The sequence below is a fragment of the Mycobacterium sp. NPDC003449 genome (genome assembly GCF_053588415.1).
Map to the genome: position 1 here is coordinate 1 of NZ_JBSFPX010000151.1, position 19255 is coordinate 19255.

The following is a 19255-nucleotide window of genomic DNA, read 5'->3' on the forward strand; positions in this document are numbered from 1 at the left end:
CAGGTGGAGGATCGGCGCACGCTGGATGCCGAGATGTGTGCCGAGCTGGCCGAACTCGACGGGATGGGGGACGGGCGGATCGAGGCGAAGGCCAAACAGATCGCCTACCGGCTGGATCCGCGGGCCTTCGTCGAGCGGGCGGCCAAGGCGGCCCGGGATCGGGCGGTGACGCTGCGGCCGGCACCCGACACCATGACGTATCTGACCGCGCTGTTGCCGGTGGCGCAGGGTGTCGGTGTCTACACGGCGTTGCGCCGGGCGGCCGACACCACCTGCGATGGGCGGTCGCGCGGTCAGGTGATGGCCGACACGCTCACCGAACGCGTCACCGGCCGGCCCGCCGAGGTGGCCGAGCCGGTCGCGGTGAATCTGGTGGTCACCGATGAAACGTTGTTCGGTGACGCCGACGATCCGGCCGTGGTGGCCGGTTACGGCCCGGTGCCCGCGGCGGTGGCCCGTTCACTGGTGAGTGCCGCGGTGACCGACGAGCGTTCGCGGGCCACGTTGCGGCGGGTGTATCGGCAGCCGAAATCGGGTGCGTTGGTGGCGATGGAGTCGCGGTCGCGCCGCTTCCCCAAAGCGCTGGCCGTGTTCATCGCGTTGCGGGACAGGACCTGTCGCACACCGTTCTGCAATGCCCCGATCCGCCACTACGATCACGCCGAGCCGAGCGCGCGGGGTGGGGCCACCAGTGCGCTCAACGGCGAGGGGTTGTGCGAGCAGTGCAACTACACCAAGGAATCGCCGGGGTGGCGGGTGCACACCTTCGACGAGGACGGTAGGCACACCGCGATGTTCGTCACCCCGACCGGGGCGTGGTACCGGTCCACCGCGCCACCCCTGCCCGGGCAGGTGCAGGTGTTCGAGTGCCCGACCGAATTGCGGTTGGCGGTCGAATTCGCCCGGTGCGGGCGGGCCGCGTAGTCGGTGCGCGGGGCTCGCGCCCATCGGGTTCAGAACAGGTCGTCGGTGAACCACCCGGTGGTGAGGTCGATGGTTTCCTGCAGGTGCTCGTCGAAGAGTTCGAAGTGGGTCTGCGGGATCTCGACGACGTCGAGGTGGGCGATGGGGCGCAGTGCCTGGCGGGCGCCGGCGGCCGGGGTGATGGCGTCGTCGGCGGCCAGGACCGCGTGTACGGGTGTGGAGATGGCCGAAAGTGCTTCAGCAGGACGGTAGTTGGCCAGGTTCCACAGCGAGGCCAACGTGACTTCGTTGCGGTAGCTCGGGGCGTCGGCGGTCATCTGTTCCATCCACTCCCAGGCGCCGTCGCTCGTCATCGCGGCGAAGTCACCGGGCTTACCGGTGCTGGCGATCATCTGCGGCTCCTCGCCGGCGGACATGCGTTTGGCGGCGTCCTCGATCGCCGTCAGGAGTTCGGCGGGCTGGGCCGAGACGTCCAGTCCGGTGAAGGGGATGAGGACGACGGTGGAGCGCACCCGGGGGTCGGTGGCGGCCATGGCGAGGGCGTGCCCGCCGGACATGCTGGCGCCGAAGACGCCCAGTCGGGTGGCGTCGATATCGGCGTGGGCGGCGAGGTAGTCCAGGGCGTGCCGGTAGGCGCGCTGCTGGGCGTCGAGGTCCATGTGCTGGCGCGGTTCCCCTTCGCTGCCACCGAAGTTCGCGTAGTCGAAGACGAGGACGGCGATGCCCGCGGTGTTCAGGGCGGCCGCGTACGGCGGCATGAGCATCTCCTTGACTCCACCGAAGCCGGGAGCCATCGCCACGGCAGGCAGGGGACGGTCGGTGCGGTCGGGCAGATAGAGATCGCCTGCCAGGCGCAGGTCGTCGGAGGGGAAGGTCACCGCGGTCTTGGTGGTCTGGGTCATCGCATACTCCCGATCAGAGGTGCTCGACGGTCGAGCCGCCATCACCATAACCTGAATCTGAACTCGGGTTCAGATTAGGCTAAGCTGGCGGTGCAACTGCTACGCACGAGCGGAGGGTGGCGATGGCGGCACCGGACCGAAGACGCCCGGCACAGCAGGAACGCAGCCGGATCACGCAACGCAAGATTCTGACGGCGGCGCGGCAGGCCCTGGTCGAAGGGGGTTGGGAAGGCTTGGCCGTGGCCCGGGTGGCGGCCGCGGCCGGAGTGTCGGTCGGTTCGGTCTACGAGCGGTTCACCGATAAGGACGGCCTGATCCATGCCGTCCAGCACGATCTGCTGGACGAGGTCGACACGGATATGCGGGACGCCTTCGCGCGGCTCGCCGACCGCGCCGACACCCGGCCGGCCGAGCTGGTGGCCGACGCGGTGCACGCGTTGGCGCTGCAGGTGACCCGGCACGGGGCGGTGATGGGACCACTGATCCTGCGGGCCGCCGCCGACCCGTCCCTGCGTGAACGCGGCAACGCCACCAGCGCCCTCGCCGAGGAACTCTTCACCTCGCTGATCCTGGATCGCGCCGGTCAACTCGCCTGCTTCAGCCCGGAGGCGGCGGTACCGCTGGCCTTCCGCGCGGTGTTCAGCACGGTCATGTGGCAGGTGATTTTCGGCCCGGACGCTGCGGGACGCCATCCGGCCCCAGCGGACCAACAGCTTTCGGGGCTGGTCACGCTCTGTCAGACCTACCTGCTCGGCACCACCGGCGACCAGGCCGGACCCAGCTGACCCGTGGCAGGAAGGAGAACCGCATGATTGCGTACACCCCCACGGCGGCCGACCGGGCGCCGATGCCCGCGAGCTATGCCGCCGAGCCCCGCTACCTCGGCTATGGCGAGGGCGACGCGGCCAAGCCCTACGCCAAGTATTTCCGCACCGACACCCTGCCCATCCAGGACCACGTCCGCGAGGCACTGATCGGTGGGATGGCCCCGATCGAGTACGCCTACGGCCTGCGCGACGCTGCCGACATAATGTCCCGCCCCGGTCATCACAAGATGGAAACCGGCTGGACCCGCGTCCCAGGCGGTTATCTGATCGCGGTCCTGACCGACATGCCTGATGTCACCGCCGAGATGTGGGACTGGTGGTTCGGCTGGCACTCCACCGAGTCCGCCCGCTACAAGCTCTGGTACCCCGACGCCCACCAGTTCACCGCGATCGGCGAGGACCGCAGCGCCGACCGCACCCTCACCGACCGCCAGCGCTACATCGACAACGTCTCCTACGTCGATGAGTACGTCGGCGGCACGCTGCAGCGCCTGGCCATCCGCTTCGTCGACCCCGCCCGGCTCGGCTTCGACGAACTCGACAAGGGCACCACGGCCATCTGTGCCAGGGTCGGCCTCAGTCAGTACCCGGTCGCCCTGGGATGGCTCGTCCACCAGGTCCGCCCCACCGCACGCGGCTCCGAGATGCGCAGCCGGTTCTTCCTCAACGACCCTGCGCTGCTCGACCTTCCGGCCCAGGCGGTGCCCGGCCGTGGCGCTCCGCTGCTGGCCGGGAGAGCCGCCCGGTTGGTCGGCGCTGCCGCACTCCCACACCTGGCCGGGCGGATGATGGGCGCCAACTTCGGCCACGACCTGGCCTTCCACTGCGCGGCCGAGATGAATCACCTCGCGTCGTTTCTTCCCGACCTGCACGAGGAGTTCAAGGACACTCCCTGAACCGCATCAACGTCAAGGGGATCGGGCGGGTGGCGTCCGGGGCGCGGATTTAGCGGTACGGTGATCTGCGCGAACGAGTTGGCCGGGCGGCCGCGGCACCCTGGTGTCGAGGAAAGTCCGGACTTCACAGAGCGGGGTGATTGCTAACGGCAATCCGAGGTGACTCGCGGGAAAGTGCCACAGAAAACAGACCGCCAACTGAGCCCTTGAGGCGCAGGGGGTAAGGGTGAAACGGTGCGGTAAGAGCGCACCAGCATCCCGGGCGACCGGGGTGGCTAGGCAAACCCCACCCGAAGCAAGGCCAAGAAGGCCGCAACCTGGTTGCGGTCGCGCAGGTGCCCGAGGGCTGCTCGCCCGAGCCTGCGGGTAGGCCGCTTGAGGCACCCGGCAACGGTGTGTCCAGATGGATGGTCGCCGCTTCACCGTCAGCGGTGAAGAACAGAATCCGGCTTACAGGCCAACTCGTTCGCCCCGGCTCCGGGTCACGGCCAGGTTAAGACTTTGCACCGCGCGCGGCCGTTTCCCCAGAGTTCTGAGGGAATCTCTTAAAGTTGCGTTCATGGGTTCGGACGCCACAGCCGAGCGCGGAGCTTCGGCACGCATGAAGGTCGAGGACTACCTGGATTCCGATGGAAACATCGCCATCCCCGACGGTTCCACGCTGATGTCGCATTTCGACCGCAATGTCACTGAGCTCGCGGACACTCCCGCCTACCGGTATCTGGACTTCGATCACGACGGGCGGGCCGTCGAGCTGACCTGGAAGCAGTTGAACGCCCGGGTGCGTGCGGTGGGCGGCCGGCTGCAGCAGGTGACCGAACCCGGCGACCGGGTAGCGATCCTGGCCCCGCAGGGAGTCGACTACGTCGTCGCCTTCTTCGCATCGATTCAGGCCGGCAACATCGCGGTCCCGCTGTTCGCGCCGGAACTGCCCGGCCATGCCGAACGGCTCGACGCGGTCCTCGGGGACGCCGCACCGTCGGTGGTGCTGACCACGACCGAGGCCGCCGAGGCGGTCGGAAACTTCCTGCGCAAGCTTCCGCGGGAGCGCCGGCCCAGGATGGTCGCGATCGACGCGGTCCCCGACACCGTGGGAGCCGACTTCACCGCGGCCGCCCTGCACACCGACGGCATCGCCTACCTGCAGTACACCTCCGGGTCGACGCGCACCCCGGCCGGCGTCGAGATCACCCACCGTGGGGCCTGCACCAACGTGCTGCAGATGATCATCTCGGTCGGTCTGGACTGGAACATCCGCAGCGTCAGCTGGCTGCCGCTGTTCCACGACATGGGCCTGCTGATGATCATGTTCCCGGCGCTGTGCGGCGGCCACATCACGTTGATGTCGCCGGTCGCATTCGTGCGCCGCCCGTACCGCTGGATCGCAGAACTCGGCGCGTCCGATGTGCCGACCTTCGCCGCCGCTCCCAACTTCGCCTACGAACTCGCCGCCCAGCGGGGCCTGCCGCCCGCGGGTGAGTCCCTGGACCTGAGCAACGTCGCGGGCCTGATCAACGGTTCGGAACCGGTGAGCATGGCCTCGATCGACGAGTTCAACGCCGCCTTCGCGCCGTACGGGCTCGCCCCGGCCGCCGTCAAACCCTCCTACGGCATGGCCGAGGCCACGTTGTTCGTCGCCACCATCGCCGCGGACGCCAAGCCCAGCGCGACGTACCTGGACCGGGACCGGCTGGCTGCGGGGCAGGCCGTGGTGGTGGCGCCCGACGCGGACGGTGCGGTGGCCCAGGTGTCCTGCGGGCAGATCGCCCGCAGCGAATGGGCGGTGATCGTGAGCCCGCACGGCGACGGCGACGGCCATGGCGAAGCCGAGCTGCCCGACGGTCAGGTCGGCGAGATCTGGCTGCACGGCGACAACGTCGGGCGGGGTTATTGGCGCAGGCCCGCCGAAACCGAGGCCGCCTTTCACAACAAGCTGCAGTCGCGGCTCGGGCAGGGCAGTCACGCGCAGGGCTGTGCGGATGGCGCGGCGTGGTTCCGGACCGGCGACCTGGGCGTGTACCTCGACGGCGAGCTGTATGTCACCGGCCGGATCAAGGACATGGTCATCATTGACGGCCGCAACCACTATCCGCAGGACCTGGAGGCCACCGTCGCCGAGGCGTCGGCGGCGGTGCGGGCGGGCTTCGTGGCGGCCTTCTCGGTGCCCGGCCCCGCCGGTGAGCGGCTGGCGATCGTCGCCGAACGGGCACCCGGTGCGGGCCGGGCCGATCCGCGGCCCATCGCCGACGCGATCAGGGGAGCCGTCTCGCGGCGGCACGGGGTGGCCGTGGCGGATATCAAACTTGTTGCAGCGGGATCGATTCCGCGTACCACGAGCGGCAAGCTGGCCCGGAGCGCCTGCCGGGCCCAGTACCTGTCCGAGTGGGCCGCCCACTAGAGTCTCCCAGCGTGACCGAACCCACCTATGAAGCCATCACGTTCGAGCGGTCCGGCGCGCTCGTACAGATCACCCTGAACCGTCCGGACGCCGCAAACGGCATGAACGACACCATGACTCGCGAGCTGGCCGACGCCGCCCGGCGCTGCGACGCGGCCGCGACCAAGGCCGTGGTGCTGACCGGAGCTGGCCGGTTCTTCTGCGCGGGGGGCGACCTGAAGTCGTTCGCCACCGCACCGAGCCGCGGACGCTACATCAAGGGGGTCGCCGACGATCTGCACCGGGCCATCTCGTCATTCGCCCGGATGGACGCCGTGCTGATCACCGCGGTGAACGGCACCGCCGCCGGCGCCGGGTTCAGCCTGGCGGTGTCCGGCGACCTGGTAATGGCCGCCGAGTCGGCCTCCTTCACGATGGCCTACACCAAGGTGGGCCTGAGCCCCGACGGCAGCTCGTCCTACTACCTGCCGCGACTGGTCGGCCTACGTCGGGCGCAGGAACTCATGCTGACCAACCGGACCCTCTCGGCGGCCGAGGCCCAGCAGTGGGGCCTGATCACCGAGGTCGTGGCGGACGCCGATCTGGCCGGCCGGGCCACCGCGCTGGGGGAGCAGCTGGCCGCCGGTTCGGCCGGGTCCAACGGTGCGGTCAAGACGCTGCTGTTGTCCTCGCTGAAGAACGGTCTCGAAGAGCAGCTCGAGGCCGAGGGCCGGTTCATCGCCGCGCGGGCCGATTCGGCCGACGGACGCGAGGGCGTGGACGCGTTCCTCGCGAAGCGCCGGGCTCAGTTCGATTAGCGCTCAGTAGCTGTGCTCGTCGGCCGGGAACACCCCGGCCGCCACATCCTGCGCGTACTGAGCTGCGGCCCGGTGCAATTCGCCGCCGACATCACCGAAGCGGCGGACGAACCTGGCGGTCTTGCCGCTGGTGAGGCCGGCCATGTCCTGCCAGACCAGCACCTGGGCGTCGCAGTTGGGTCCGGCGCCGATACCGATCGTGGGGATGGTGAGCTTGCCGGTGATCTGGGTGGCCAACTCGGCGGGCACCATCTCCAGCACCACCGCGACCGCACCGGCTTCGGCCACCGCGATCGCGTCGTGCACGGTCTGCTCGGCGGCGTCGCCACGGCCCTGAACCCGGAACCCGCCGAGCCCGTTGACGCTCTGCGGGGTGAAGCCGATGTGGGCCACCACCGGGATGCCCGCCGAGCTCAGCATCGCGATCTGCTCGGCGACCCGCTCGCCGCCTTCGAGCTTGACGGCCTGGGCGCCGGTCTCCTTCATGAACCGGGTCGCGCTCGCCAGCGCCTGCTGCGGGCCGGCTTCGTAGCTGCCGAACGGCAGGTCGACCACCACCATGGCGTGCGGGGCGCCCTTGACCACGGCGCGCCCCAACGGGATCAGCTCATCGATGGTGACCGGAACGGTGGTGTCGTAGCCGTAGACGACGTTTGCGGCCGAATCGCCGACCAGCAGCACCGGGATGCCGGCATCGTCGAACACCCTGGCACTGGAGTAGTCGTAACAGGTGAGCATCGCCCACTTGTGGCCTTCGGCCTTCCATTTCTGCAGCGTGACGGTCCGGACCTTGGTGCGTGGTTTGGCATCCGCGCCCGAATCGGTGGCACCGTAAACAGACTGTTCAGACATCATTGTCCCTCAATAGACGGTCGGTACGAATCCTCGAGGCCGGTATCCGGTCCCCGGGTTCGTCTGACATTCGTCAGTGTGCCAGCTGGGTGTGTGAAGGTAAAAGCAACGGCGGAGTGGATTTCCTCACAATTGCCCCGGTCGGGTGGCCCCGCCCGACCTACGATCAGCGGCATGCAACGGCTCAGCGGACTCGACGCCAGCTTCCTGTATCTGGAAACGGCGGCGCAGCCGCTGCACGTGTGTTCGATCCTGGAGATCGACACCTCGACCATGCCCGGCGGGTACACCTTCGACCGGCTGCGCGACGCACTTTCCTTGTGCATCAAGGCGATGCCGCAGTTCCGGGAGAAGATCGCCGACAGCCGGTTCAACCTGGATCACCCGGTCTGGGTGGACGACAAGGACTTTGACGTCAACCGGCACCTGCACAGGATCGGCCTTCCGGCACCGGGCGGCCGTGCCGAACTGGCCGAGATCTGCGGCCACATCGCGTCTTTGCCGCTGGATCGGAGCCGTCCGCTCTGGGAGATGTGGGTCATCGAGAACATCGCGGGCAGCGACGCGCACACCGGGGGCCGACTGGCGGTGATGACCAAGGTGCACCACGCCGGCGTCGACGGGGTTACCGGGGCCAACCTGATGTCGCAGCTGTGCACCACCGAACCCGACGCGCCGCCACCGGACCCCGTCGACGGGGTGGGCGGGGCGTCCGGCATGGAGATCGCGATCAACGGTGCGGTGAAGTTCGTGACCAGACCGTTGAACCTGGCCAATGTGCTGCCGACGACGGTGTCCTCGATCGTCGACACGGTGCGGCGGGCCCGCAACGGGCTGGCGATGGCGGCGCCGTTCAACGCGCCCAAGACGGCGTTCAACGCCAATATCTCGGGCCGGCGCAACATCGCATACGCCCAGCTCGACCTCGACGACATCAAAACGGTCAAGGACCGCTTCGGCGTCAAGGTCAACGATGTGGTGATGGCGCTGGTCTCGGGGGTGCTACGCACCTATCTGAGTGACCGCGACGAGCTGCCGGCCAACTCCCTGGTCGCCATGGTGCCGGTATCGGTCCACGACCGCTCCGACCGGCCCGGCCGCAACCAGGTGTCGGGGATGTTCGCCAAATTGGAGACCCACATCACCGACCCGGTGCAGCGGCTGCGGGCCATCGCGGAAGCCAATTCGGTTGCCAAACAACACAGTTCGGCGATCGGCGCGACGCTGCTGCAGGACTGGACGCAGTTCGCGGCCCCGGCCGTGTTCGGCGTGGCGATGCGGGTGTACGCGGCCAGCCGGCTGTCCGGGGCCAAACCCGTCCACAACCTGGTGGTGTCCAATGTGCCCGGCCCGCAGGTGCCGCTGTACTTCCTGGGCTCGGAGGTCAAGGCGATGTACCCGCTCGGCCCGATCTTCCACGGCTCCGGGCTCAACATCACCGTGATGTCGTTGACCGGCAAACTCGACGTCGGGATCGTCAGCTGCCCCGAGCTGCTGGGCGACCTGTGGGATATGGCCGATGACTTCGCCGTCGCGCTCGACGAGCTCGTCGCGGCGTCGACCTGATATCGGCCGCCGGAGTGGCCGCAGCCTGTGGCGATGCCGCGTCATGGCAGCATGTGGAGCCATGAAGCTCAGGTTCAGGTCCGGTGTGCTGCTGGCGGTGACGATGCTGGCGGCGGCGGGCTGCAGCCAGGTGGTCGACGGCGATGCCGTCGTCGCGGTGCCCAGACCGGGCACGCCGGTGCAGTGGCTGCCGTGCAAAGCCGGTTCCGGCGACCAGGTCCAGATCCCGGCCGGGGCGGAGTGCGGCATGCTGTCGGTCCCGGTGGACTACGCCAAACCCGACGGCGAAGTCGCCCAGCTGGCGATGATCCGGTTCCCGGCCACCGGCCAGAAGGTCGGCTCGCTGGTGATCAACCCGGGCGGGCCGGGCGAATCCGGCGTCGAATCGGCGGTTTCCCTGCTGCCCAGCCTGCCGGAGTCGGTCAAGGAACGCTTCGACGTGGTGGGCTTCGATCCGCGCGGGGTCAACCTGTCGAACCCGGCGGTGTGGTGCAACTCCGACGCCGACAACGACCGGCTGCGCGCCGACCCGACCGTCGAGTACACCCCCGAAGGTGTCGAGCACCTGGAGAACGAGACCAAACAGTTCGTGCAGCGCTGCGTCGACAAGATGGGCGTGGAGTTCCTGGAGAACGTGGGGACGGAGAATGTCGCCAAGGATCTCGACGCGATCCGCGCCGCGCTCGGCGACGACAAACTGACCTATCTGGGCTACTCGTACGGCACCCGCATCGGCGCCACCTACGCCGAGCAGTTCCCCGACAAGGTGCGCGCGATGATCCTCGACGGCGCCGTTGACCCCAACGCGGATCCGGTCGAGGCCGACATCCGGCAGGCCGCGGCATTCCAGCAGGCGTTCGACGACTACGCGGCTGACTGCGCGAAAAGCCCCGACTGCCCGTTGGGGACCGACCCGGCCAAGGCCGTCGACGTGTACAAGACGCTGGTCGACCCGCTGGTCGAGTCGCCGGCCAAGACCAAGGACCCGCGCGGGCTCAGCTACAGCGACGCCATCGTCGGCACCATCCTGCCGCTGTACTCGCCCAACCTGTGGCGGCACCTGACCGATGCGCTGACCGGTGTGAAGAACGGTGACGGGGAGCTGATGCTGGCGCTGGCCGACCTGTACATGGGCCGCGACGCCAAGGGGCACTACAACAACTCGACCGATGTGCGGGTCGCGGTGAACTGCATGGACACCCCGGCCATCACCGACAAGGCCACCGTCGTCGAGCAGGACAAGCGGCTGCGTGAGGTGGCCCCGTTCATGAGCTACGGCGAATTCACCGGCGACGCACCGCTCGGCGCGTGCGCGTTCTGGCCGGTGCCGCCGACCAGTGAGCCGCACCAGATCTCGGTGACCGGTCTGCCGCCGACCCTGGTGGTCTCGACCACCAACGACCCGGCCACCCCGTACCAGGCCGGTGTCGACCTGGCCCGCCAGCTCGGCGGGACGCTGCTCACCTTCGACGGCACCCAGCACACCGTGGTGTTCCAGGGCAACAAGTGCGTCGACGACATCGCCGCCACCTATCTGGTCGACGTGACGGTGCCGCCGCCGAATTCGCGCTGCTGACCTCGGAATTGACCGGAGGTCACCGTCCGGTTGCCGGATGATCTCCGGTCGGACTCGGCGCCCGCCCGCCGGGCGCCCGGCGTGCGAGTATGTCAGCCGTGCGGTGGGTGGGTCGGGGAGTCCGGGAGGTATTGACGGCGGCGGTGCTGCTCGTCGTATCCGGGATCGCCGGCCCGGTCGCCGCGGCCGCGCCGCAGGGGTGGGGCGACTGTTCGGCGTGGGTCCCCGCTGCCTCGGCCATCCCCACCGCGCAGTGCGGCACCGTCGCGGTGCCGGTCGACCGCAACGATCCGGCCGGCGCGCAGGCGCAGCTGGCGGTGATCCGGATCCCGGCGGCCGGCGAGAAAATCGGGGTGCTGATGGTCAACCCCGGCGGGCCGGGCGCCTCGGCCGTCGACACGATCGCCGGGATGGGCGCGGCGCTGGCCGGCACCGAGATCGGCCGCCGGTTCGACCTGGTCGGCTTCGACCCACGCGGGGTCGGCCATTCCACCCCGCAGCTGCGCTGCCGTACCGATGCCGAATTCGACGCGTACCGGCGCGAACCGATGGCCGACTACAGCCCGGCGGGCGTCGCCCACATCGAAGACGTGCACCGCGGCCTGGCCCAGCAGTGCCTGGACCGGATGGGCGCGCCGTTCCTGGCCAACGTCGGCACCGCCTCGACGGTCCAGGACATGGATGCGGTACGCGCCGCGCTGGGCGAGGAGCAGATCAACTATCTGGGCTTCTCCTACGGCACCGACCTCGGCGCGCTCTACGCCGAACAGTTCGGTGACCGGGTCCGCACCATGGTGCTCGACGGCGCGGTGGACCCCAGCCTGGATCCGGTCACCAAGAACATCCGTCAGATGGCCGGTTTCCAAAAGGCTTTCGACGCCTACGCCGCCGACTGCGCCAGATCGGCGGGCTGTCCGCTGGGCACCGATCCGGCCCAGTTCGTCAGCCGCTATCACCAACTCGTCGACCCGCTGGTGGCGCGGCCCGCCGCGACATCGGATCCGCGCGGACTCGGCTACGCCGACGCCATCACCGGCACGGGCAACGCGCTGTACTCGGCGCGCTACTGGCCCTATCTGACCAGCGGGCTGCTCGGCCTGGCCCGCGGCACCGATGCCGGCGACCTGCTGCTGCTGGCCGACGACTACCAGCACCGCGACGCATCCGGGCACTACGGGAACATGCAGGACGCGTTCACCGCGATCCGGTGCGTCGACTCGCCGTACCCCGCCGATCCCGCGGTCTACGCCGACGCCGACCGGCGCACCCGCGAGGCGGCCCCGTTCATGGCCTACGGACAGTTCACCGGGTATGCGCCGCGCGACATCTGCGCGCTGTGGCCGGTACCCGCGACATCGGCACCGCACCAGGTGCGCGGGCCGGGGGCGGGCAAGGTCGTGGTGGTCTCGACCACCGGCGACCCGGCCACGCCCTATCAGGCCGGGGTGGACCTGGCCCGCCAACTCGGCGCCCCGCTCATCTCGTTCACCGGCACCCAGCACACCGTGGTGTTCAACGGCGACGCCTGCGTCGACACCGCCGTCGTGCGATATCTGGTCGACCTCGCCGTGCCGGCCGCCGACCTCACGTGTTAGCCCTCACGCCAGTCCTTCCAGCGCCGTAACACGGAATTAACACCCGCTGCCTACGCTCGCGTCATGGACCGCCAGAAGGAATTCGTGCTGCGCACGCTGGAGGAACGCGATATCCGGTTCGTCCGGTTGTGGTTCACCGATGTGCTCGGCTACCTCAAGTCGGTGGCGATCGCGCCAGCCGAACTCGAAGGCGCCTTCGAGGAGGGCATCGGATTCGACGGCTCGTCGATCGAGGGCTTCGCCCGGATCTCCGAATCCGACACCGTCGCGCGGCCCGATCCGTCCACCTTCCAGGTGCTGCCCTGGACGTCGAGCAAAGGTGAGCACCACTCGGCGCGGATGTTCTGCGACATCACGATGCCCGACGGTTCGCCGTCGTGGGCCGATTCGCGCCACGTGCTGCGCCGCCAACTGGCCAAGGCCAGCGACCTCGGCTTCTCCTGCTACGTGCACCCCGAGATCGAGTTCTTCCTGCTCAAACCCGGCCCGGACGACGGATCGGCGCCCATCCCGGCCGACAACGGCGGCTATTTCGACCAGGCCGTGCACGACGCGGCCCCCAACTTCCGCCGCCATGCCATCGACGCGCTGGAACAGATGGGCATCTCGGTGGAGTTCAGCCACCACGAGGGGGCACCGGGCCAGCAGGAGATCGACCTGCGCTACGCCGACGCGCTGTCCATGGCCGACAACGTGATGACCTTCCGGTACGTGGTCAAGGAGGTCGCGCTCGGCGACGGTGTGCGGGCCTCGTTCATGCCCAAGCCGTTCGCCGAACATCCCGGCTCGGCCATGCACACCCACATGAGCCTGTTCGAGGGCGACACCAACGCCTTCCACAGTCCCGACGACCCGCTGCAGCTGTCGGATGTGGCCAAATCCTTCATCGCGGGCATTCTCGAACACGCCAGTGAGATCAGCGCCGTCACCAACCAGTGGGTGAACTCCTACAAGCGGCTGGTCCACGGCGGCGAAGCGCCCACCGCGGCCTCATGGGGGGCGGCCAACCGCTCGGCGCTGGTGCGGGTCCCGATGTACACGCCGCGCAAAGCGTCGTCCCGGCGCGTCGAGGTGCGCAGCCCCGACTCGGCCTGTAACCCCTACCTGACCTTCGCGGTGCTGCTCGCCGCGGGTCTGCGCGGCGTCGAGAAGGGCTATGTGCTCGGCCCGCAGGCCGAGGACAACGTCTGGAGCCTCACCACCGAGGAACGCCGCGCCATGGGCTACCGCGAGCTGCCCGGCAGCCTCGGTAACGCGCTGGAGGCCATGGAGAACTCCGAGTTGGTCGCGGAAGCGTTGGGGGAGCACGTATTCGACTACTTCCTGCGGAACAAGCGCACGGAGTGGGAGAACTACCGCAGCCACGTCACGCCCTACGAGCTCAAGACCTACCTGTCGCTGTGAGTTGACCGGCGGCGGGCGCGGGGCGGTGCGCTACCGTTTGGGGCGTGCCGAAGCCCGTCACCGAACGCCCCAAGCTGCCCAGTGTCGGCCGGCTCGGACTGGTCGATCCGCAGGCCCCGGCCGAACTGGAACGGCTCGGCTGGATCACCGACGCCCACGTCGAGCTGCTGTGGTCGCTCTCGCGCGCCCCCGACGCCGATGTCGCGCTGCTGGCGATGGTGCGGCTGGCCGATGAGCTGGGCGACGGCTGGGACGAGCTGAACCGCAGGCTGCTCACCGACAAGGCGCTGCGCGGCAGGCTGTTCGGCATCCTCGGATCGTCCCTGGCCCTCGGCGACCACCTGGTGGCCCACCCCGGGTCCTGGCGACTGCTGACCGGCCCCGCCGAACTGCCGGACGCCGAGCAGTTGACCGAGAGCTTCGCCGAGACCGCCCGCCGCGTCGACATCGAGCGGGGGGTCGGCGCCGCGGTACCACCGCTGCGCGACCTGTACCGGGACCGGCTGCTGGTGCTGGCCGCCATGGACGTGGCCAGCACGGTCGAGAACGAACCGGTGCTGCCGTTCATCACGGTCGCGGCCCACCTGTCCGATCTCGCCGACGCGGCGCTCGGTGCCGCCCTGACCGTGGCGACCCGCGCCGAATGCGGCGACTCCGAGGACGGCGCCCCCCGGCTCGCGGTCATCGCGATGGGCAAATGCGGTGCGCGCGAACTGAACTACGTCAGCGACGTCGACGTCATCTTCGTCGGCGAGGATGTCGACAAAGACGGCACCTCCGATCACCTGGCGATGGCGACCCGGGTGGCCGGCGAGATGATGCGGTTCGCCGCCGACGCGTTCTTCCAGGTCGACGCGGCACTGCGGCCGGAAGGCAAACACGGCCAGTTGGTCCGCACCCTGGATTCGCACCTCGCCTACTACCAGCGCTGGGCCAAGACCTGGGAGTTTCAGGCCCTGCTCAAAGCCCGCCCGGCCGCAGGCGATGCCGCGCTGGGCAACGCCTACATCGAGGCGCTGATGCCGATGGTGTGGACGGCCTGCGAGCGCGAGGATTTCGTGCCGGAGGTGCAGGCCATGCGCAGGCGGGTCGAGGAGCTGGTGCCGGCAGGCGTGCGGTCCAGGGAGATCAAACTGGGCACGGGTGGGTTGCGCGACGTCGAATTCGCGGTCCAGCTCCTGCAATTGGTGCACGGCCGCAACGACGACTCGCTGCACGTCGCCTCGACGGTGGACGCCCTCACCGTGCTCGGGGCCGGCGGCTACATCGGCCGCGACGACACCGCCAACATGACCGCCTCCTACGAGTTCCTGCGGCTGCTCGAACACCGGCTGCAACTGCAGCGGCTCAAACGCACGCATCTGCTGCCCGACGACAACGACGACGAGGCGGTCCGCTGGCTGGCCCGGGCCGCGCACGTCCGCCCGGACGGGACTCACGACGCGCAGGGCGTGCTGCGCAAGGAACTCAAACGGCAGAGCCTGCGGGTGTCGCGGCTGCACGCCAAGCTCTTCTACCAGCCGCTGCTGGAATCGGTGGGCCAGCCCGCGCTCGGCATCCAGGCCGGAATGAGCTCCGAGGCCGCCGAACGTCAGCTCGCCGCACTGGGTTACGAGGGGCCGCAGAGCGCGCTGACCCACCTGGCCGCCCTGACCGGAGGGACCGGGCGCAAGGGCCGGGTGCAGCAGGTGCTGTTGCCGACACTGCTGGACTGGCTCTCCGACACCCCCGACCCCGACGCCGGCCTGCTGGTCTACCGGCGGATGAGCGATGAGCTGGCCGAACAGCGCTGGTACCTGTCCACGCTGCGCGACGAGGGTGCGGTGGCCAAGCGGCTGATGCGGGTGTTGGGCACGTCGGCCTACATCCCCGAGCTGTTGATGCGCGCCCCCGAGGTGATCCGGCTCTATGCCGACGGGCCGAACGGGCCCAAACTGCTGGACGGCGACGCCGACGGGGTGGGGCGCGCACTGGTGGCCTCGGCCGGGCGGCACCGCGACCCGACCCGGGCCATCGCGGCCGCGCGCGCCCTGCGCCGCGCCGAACTGGCCCGCGTCGCGTCGGCCGATGTGCTCGGAATGCTGGACGTGATCGACGTGTGCAAATCGCTGACCTCGGTCTGGGTTGCGGTGCTGCAGGCCGCGCTCGATGCGGTGATCCGGGCCAACACACCCGAATCCGGTGTGCCGGCGCGGATCGCGGTGATCGGCATGGGCCGGCTCGGCGGCAGCGAGCTGGGCTACGGGTCCGACGCCGACGTGATGTTCGTGTGCGAGCCGACCGCGGGTGTCGACGACGCGACCGCGGTGCGCTGGTCGGTGAGCATCGCCGAGCAGATCCGGGCGCTGCTGGGCACGCCCAGCGCCGACCCACCGCTCGAGGTGGACACGGGCCTGCGTCCGGAGGGCCGCAACGGGCCCCTGGTGCGCACGCTCGCGTCCTATCAGGCCTACTACGCGCAGTGGGCGCAGCCGTGGGAGATCCAGGCGCTGCTGCGGGCCCACCGGGTCGCGGGCGATCTCGAGCTCGGTGAGCGTTTCCTCGTCCTGGCCGACAACACCCGCTACCCGCCGGAAGGGGTCTCGGCCGACGCCGTCAACGAGATCCGGCGGATCAAGGCCCGGGTCGACGCCGAGCGGCTGCCGCGCGGCGCCGATCCCAACACCCACACCAAGCTCGGCCGCGGCGGTCTGGCCGACATCGAGTGGACCGTGCAGCTGCTGCAGCTCCGCCATGCCCACGAGGTGCCCGCGCTGCACACCACCTCGACGCTGGACACCCTCAACGCGATAGGCGCGGCCGAGTTGGTCGCCGAGGGCGACGTCGAGCTGCTGCGCGACGCGTGGCTGACCGCCACCCGGGCCCGCAACGCGTTGGTCCTGGTGCGCGGCAAACCCACCGACCAGCTGCCCGGGCCGGGCCGCCAGCTCAACGCGGTGGCGCTGGCGGCCGGGTGGGGCAGCGACGACGGCGGCGAGTTCCTGGACAACTATCTGCGGGTGACGCGACGCGCGAAAAACGTCGTCCGCAGGATTTTCGGCGGAGAGTAGTCGCCCGCCGGATCGCGCACCTGATAGTAAGTATGTCTATGGGCTACCCGTACGACGTCATATCGGCCGCCGAGCATGACCGGTTGGCGGGGCTGTACGAACCGTTCGCCCGCGCGATCCGTGAGCTCGTCGACGTCGGGGTGCGCACCGAGGTGGACCCGCAGACCATCGCCGAGGCGACCGCGGCCGTCGAGGCGATCTCCGAATCGTTGCGCCGCGACCAGAGCGAGCGGGCGCGGGTCATGGTGCATGCCGAGACCGGCAAGCCGGTGGTGTGGGCCAATCCGGTGATCGGGTTGCGCAATGCGGTGGCCCCGCCGCTGGTGATCGAACATTCCGAGGACGGCACCTGCTGGAGCGAATTCGTGCTCGGTGCGGCCTACGAGGGCCCGTCGGGATGGGTGCACGGCGGCATCTGCGCGCTGGTGCTCGACCACATCCTCGGCGAGGTGGCCAGCGACGGCCTGAACGAGCCGCGCTACACCGGGACCATCACCTGCCGGTACCGCCGCGGCACACCGCTGGGGCCGCTGCGTGCCGAGGCCTATATCGACCGCACCGAAGGTGTCAAAACGTATGCGCGGGGCCATATCAGCGATGCCGAAGGGATCACCGTCGAGGCCGAGGGTGTCTTCATCACCCCGGCCTGGGCGCGGGACGCCGGATGAGGTTCTATGTGGCGACCGGATTCCTCGATACGTCCGAGATTGTCGAGATCGCCAAGGCCGCAGATGATCTCGGCTACGACGGGATGGGGATACCAGATCACATCGTCAATCTCGAGACCCTCGCCACGCCCTACCCCTATACCCGGGACGGGGAGCGGCGCTGGCAACCCTTCACCCACTGGCCCGACCCCTGGGTGCTGATCGGTGCGCTGGCCACGGTGACCACCCGGCTGCGGTTCACCACCACGGTCTACATCCCGGCGATGCGGGATCCGTATGCGGCGGCCAAGGCCATCGGGACGGCCGCCGTACTGGCCGGCGGCCGGGTCGACCTCGGGGTCGGGGTCGGGTGGTGCAGAGACGAATTCGATCTGGTGGGGCAGCGTTTCGACGCTCGGGGCCGCCGCACCGACGAGATGCTGCGGTTGATGCGGGCGCTGTGGTCGCCCGGCTGGACCGAGTTCTCCGGTGAGTTCTACACCGCACCCCGGCTGGAGATGGAACCCACACCGCCGCGAATCCCGGTCTGGGTCGGCGGCCTGTCCGATCCGGCACTGCGGCGGGCCGCGCGAAACGACGGCTGGATCGGGGATCTGATCACCATCGACCGGGCCGTGGCCGCCATCGGCCGGGTGCGCGAGCTGCGCGCCGAGGCCGGTTTGACGATGGACGATTTCACCGTCCTGACCCCGCTGACCGACGCCGTGACCCTCGCCGACTACGAGCGTGCCGAGGCGGGTGGGATCACCCACATCCTGACCATGCCGTGGGCGTTCTACACCGGGTTGGACTGCACGCTCGCCGAGAAGATCGACGGGATGCGGCGGTTCCGCAAAGACCTGGCGCTGGATTAGCGCTTGCCGCGCACCGCGTCCACCGCACAGGCCCCGCCACCGATCGCCGCCAGCAGCAGGAATCCGAAGCAGAACAGTACGGTCGGCTCGCCGCCGTTCTCCAACGGCAGCAGCCCCTTGGGCTGATGCTGGGTGAAGTAGGCGAACGCCATCTCACCGGACGCGATGAACGCCGCGATCCGGGTGAACAGTCCGGCGATGATCAGCAGGCCGAGCACGAGTTCGATGACCCCGGCGTACCACAGCGGCCAGGCGCCGGCCTGCACCGCGCCGGATCCCGAGTCGACAGGCCAGGCAAAGAGTTTCGACGCGCCGTGAATGGTGAACAGGAATCCGAACACGATGCGGAACAGGCTGATGACGGCGGGCGAGAGCGAGCCGAGGCGAGCGTCCAGGTTGGTCGTCATGTGCCGACAATACCCGGTGACGCCCAGGGATCTCACAGCTCCAACAGCAGTGTCACCGGCCCGTCATTGACCAGTTGCACCCGCATATCCGCCCCGAAAACCCCCGTTCGGACGGTCGCGCCCAGCCGGCGCAGCGCCTCGGCGAACTCGGCCACCAGCGGTTGCGCGACCGGGCCGGGGGCCGCGGCGTTCCAGGACGGGCGCCTGCCCTTGTCGGTGTTGGCGTACAGCGTGAACTGGCTGACCACCAGGATCGGGGCGCCGACATCGGCGGCGGATTTCTCGCCGTCGAGAATCCTTAGCGCCCAGAGCTTTTCGGCCATCTTGCGGGCCTTGGCGGCATCGTCGTCATGGGTCACACCGACCAGGGCGAGCAGACCCTGGCCGGTCGGTTCGATCGCGCCGACGACGTCGCCGTCGACCGACACGTGAGCAGACGTCACCCGCTGCACCAGAACTCGCATGCGGTCCATTGTGCGGGGGATGGTGAGCAGACATAGAACTGCCCCTTTTCCGAAGAAAAGGGGCAGTTCTATGTC

General features: G+C 69.2%; 16 protein-coding genes and 1 other RNA gene. 13 read left to right on the forward strand and 4 right to left on the reverse strand.

Annotation, left to right across the window (positions count from 1 at the left end; translation table 11 throughout):
- A partial coding sequence (locus tag ACWDTP_RS28635) for a DUF222 domain-containing protein (protein WP_450026141.1) occupies nt 1-924 on the forward strand: 924 nt, incomplete at its 5' end.
- 29 nt (nt 925-953) lie between these two features.
- On the opposite strand, the gene ACWDTP_RS28640 is transcribed toward ACWDTP_RS28635, so the two are convergent.
- Entirely contained in the window at nt 954-1826 is an 873-nt protein-coding gene (locus ACWDTP_RS28640; protein ID WP_450026143.1) for an alpha/beta hydrolase, read from the reverse strand.
- Nucleotides 1827-1948: 122 nt separating this feature from the next.
- Here ACWDTP_RS28640 and ACWDTP_RS28645 point away from each other — a divergent pair, with 122 nt between their 5' ends.
- The 5 genes from ACWDTP_RS28645 (at nt 1949) to ACWDTP_RS28665 (ending at nt 6744) form a co-directional block, all read left to right on the forward strand.
- Complete coding sequence (locus tag ACWDTP_RS28645; RefSeq protein ID WP_450026145.1) at nt 1949-2611, forward strand: TetR/AcrR family transcriptional regulator; 663 nt, start codon at nt 1949-1951, stop codon at nt 2609-2611.
- A gap of 23 nt (nt 2612-2634) precedes the next feature.
- Entirely contained in the window at nt 2635-3549 is a 915-nt protein-coding gene (locus ACWDTP_RS28650) for a DAPG hydrolase family protein (RefSeq protein ID WP_450026147.1), read from the forward strand.
- Nucleotides 3550-3623: 74 nt separating this feature from the next.
- Nucleotides 3624-4018, forward strand: an RNA gene (gene rnpB / locus ACWDTP_RS28655) — RNase P RNA component class A.
- Between the two features lie 90 nt (nt 4019-4108).
- On the forward strand, nt 4109-5947 hold the full coding sequence (locus ACWDTP_RS28660; protein WP_450026149.1) for a fatty acyl-AMP ligase: 1839 nt from the start codon (nt 4109-4111) through the stop codon (nt 5945-5947).
- Between the two features lie 11 nt (nt 5948-5958).
- Nucleotides 5959-6744, forward strand: coding sequence for an enoyl-CoA hydratase/isomerase family protein (locus ACWDTP_RS28665; RefSeq protein WP_450026150.1), 786 nt, complete (start codon nt 5959-5961; stop codon nt 6742-6744).
- A gap of 3 nt (nt 6745-6747) precedes the next feature.
- Here ACWDTP_RS28665 and panB read toward each other — a convergent pair whose 3' ends face one another.
- Entirely contained in the window at nt 6748-7596 is an 849-nt protein-coding gene (gene panB / locus ACWDTP_RS28670; RefSeq protein ID WP_450026152.1) for a 3-methyl-2-oxobutanoate hydroxymethyltransferase, read from the reverse strand.
- Nucleotides 7597-7770: 174 nt separating this feature from the next.
- Between panB and ACWDTP_RS28675 the strand changes: the two genes are divergently transcribed.
- From ACWDTP_RS28675 to ACWDTP_RS28705, 7 genes are all read left to right on the forward strand, one after another.
- A complete protein-coding gene (locus ACWDTP_RS28675; protein ID WP_450026154.1) occupies nt 7771-9162 on the forward strand; it encodes a WS/DGAT/MGAT family O-acyltransferase in 1392 nt (463 codons plus the stop codon).
- A gap of 61 nt (nt 9163-9223) precedes the next feature.
- Nucleotides 9224-10738 (forward strand): alpha/beta hydrolase, encoded by a 1515-nt coding sequence (locus tag ACWDTP_RS28680; protein WP_450026156.1) that lies wholly within the window; start codon nt 9224-9226, stop codon nt 10736-10738.
- Nucleotides 10739-10827: 89 nt separating this feature from the next.
- Nucleotides 10828-12333 carry an alpha/beta hydrolase gene (locus ACWDTP_RS28685; protein WP_450026158.1) on the forward strand — a complete coding sequence of 502 codons (1506 nt, stop codon included), beginning with the start codon at nt 10828-10830 and terminating at the stop codon, nt 12331-12333.
- 63 nt (nt 12334-12396) lie between these two features.
- The gene (gene glnA / locus ACWDTP_RS28690; RefSeq protein WP_450026160.1) at nt 12397-13737 is read left to right on the forward strand and encodes a type I glutamate--ammonia ligase; all 1341 of its coding nucleotides are present in this window, start codon (nt 12397-12399) and stop codon (nt 13735-13737) included.
- Nucleotides 13738-13781: 44 nt separating this feature from the next.
- Nucleotides 13782-16787 carry a bifunctional [glutamine synthetase] adenylyltransferase/[glutamine synthetase]-adenylyl-L-tyrosine phosphorylase gene (locus ACWDTP_RS28695; RefSeq protein WP_450026162.1) on the forward strand — a complete coding sequence of 1002 codons (3006 nt, stop codon included), beginning with the start codon at nt 13782-13784 and terminating at the stop codon, nt 16785-16787.
- 38 nt (nt 16788-16825) lie between these two features.
- Nucleotides 16826-17455, forward strand: a complete 630-nt coding sequence (locus ACWDTP_RS28700; RefSeq protein ID WP_450026164.1) for a PaaI family thioesterase — start codon at nt 16826-16828, stop codon at nt 17453-17455.
- Nucleotides 17452-18309: a TIGR03619 family F420-dependent LLM class oxidoreductase gene (locus tag ACWDTP_RS28705; RefSeq protein ID WP_450026166.1), complete on the forward strand. Its 858-nt coding sequence runs from the start codon at nt 17452-17454 to the stop codon at nt 18307-18309. Before ACWDTP_RS28700 ends, ACWDTP_RS28705 begins: the two co-directional genes overlap by 4 nt.
- On the opposite strand, the gene ACWDTP_RS28710 is transcribed toward ACWDTP_RS28705, so the two are convergent.
- Both ACWDTP_RS28710 and dtd read right to left on the reverse strand, forming a co-directional pair.
- Nucleotides 18306-18716 (reverse strand): DoxX family protein, encoded by a 411-nt coding sequence (locus ACWDTP_RS28710; RefSeq protein WP_450026168.1) that lies wholly within the window; start codon nt 18714-18716, stop codon nt 18306-18308. The genes ACWDTP_RS28705 and ACWDTP_RS28710 overlap by 4 nt on opposite strands.
- 32 nt (nt 18717-18748) lie before the next feature.
- Nucleotides 18749-19180 carry a D-aminoacyl-tRNA deacylase gene (dtd, locus tag ACWDTP_RS28715; RefSeq protein ID WP_450026170.1) on the reverse strand — a complete coding sequence of 144 codons (432 nt, stop codon included), beginning with the start codon at nt 19178-19180 and terminating at the stop codon, nt 18749-18751.
- Between the last annotated feature and the right edge of the window lie 75 nt (nt 19181-19255).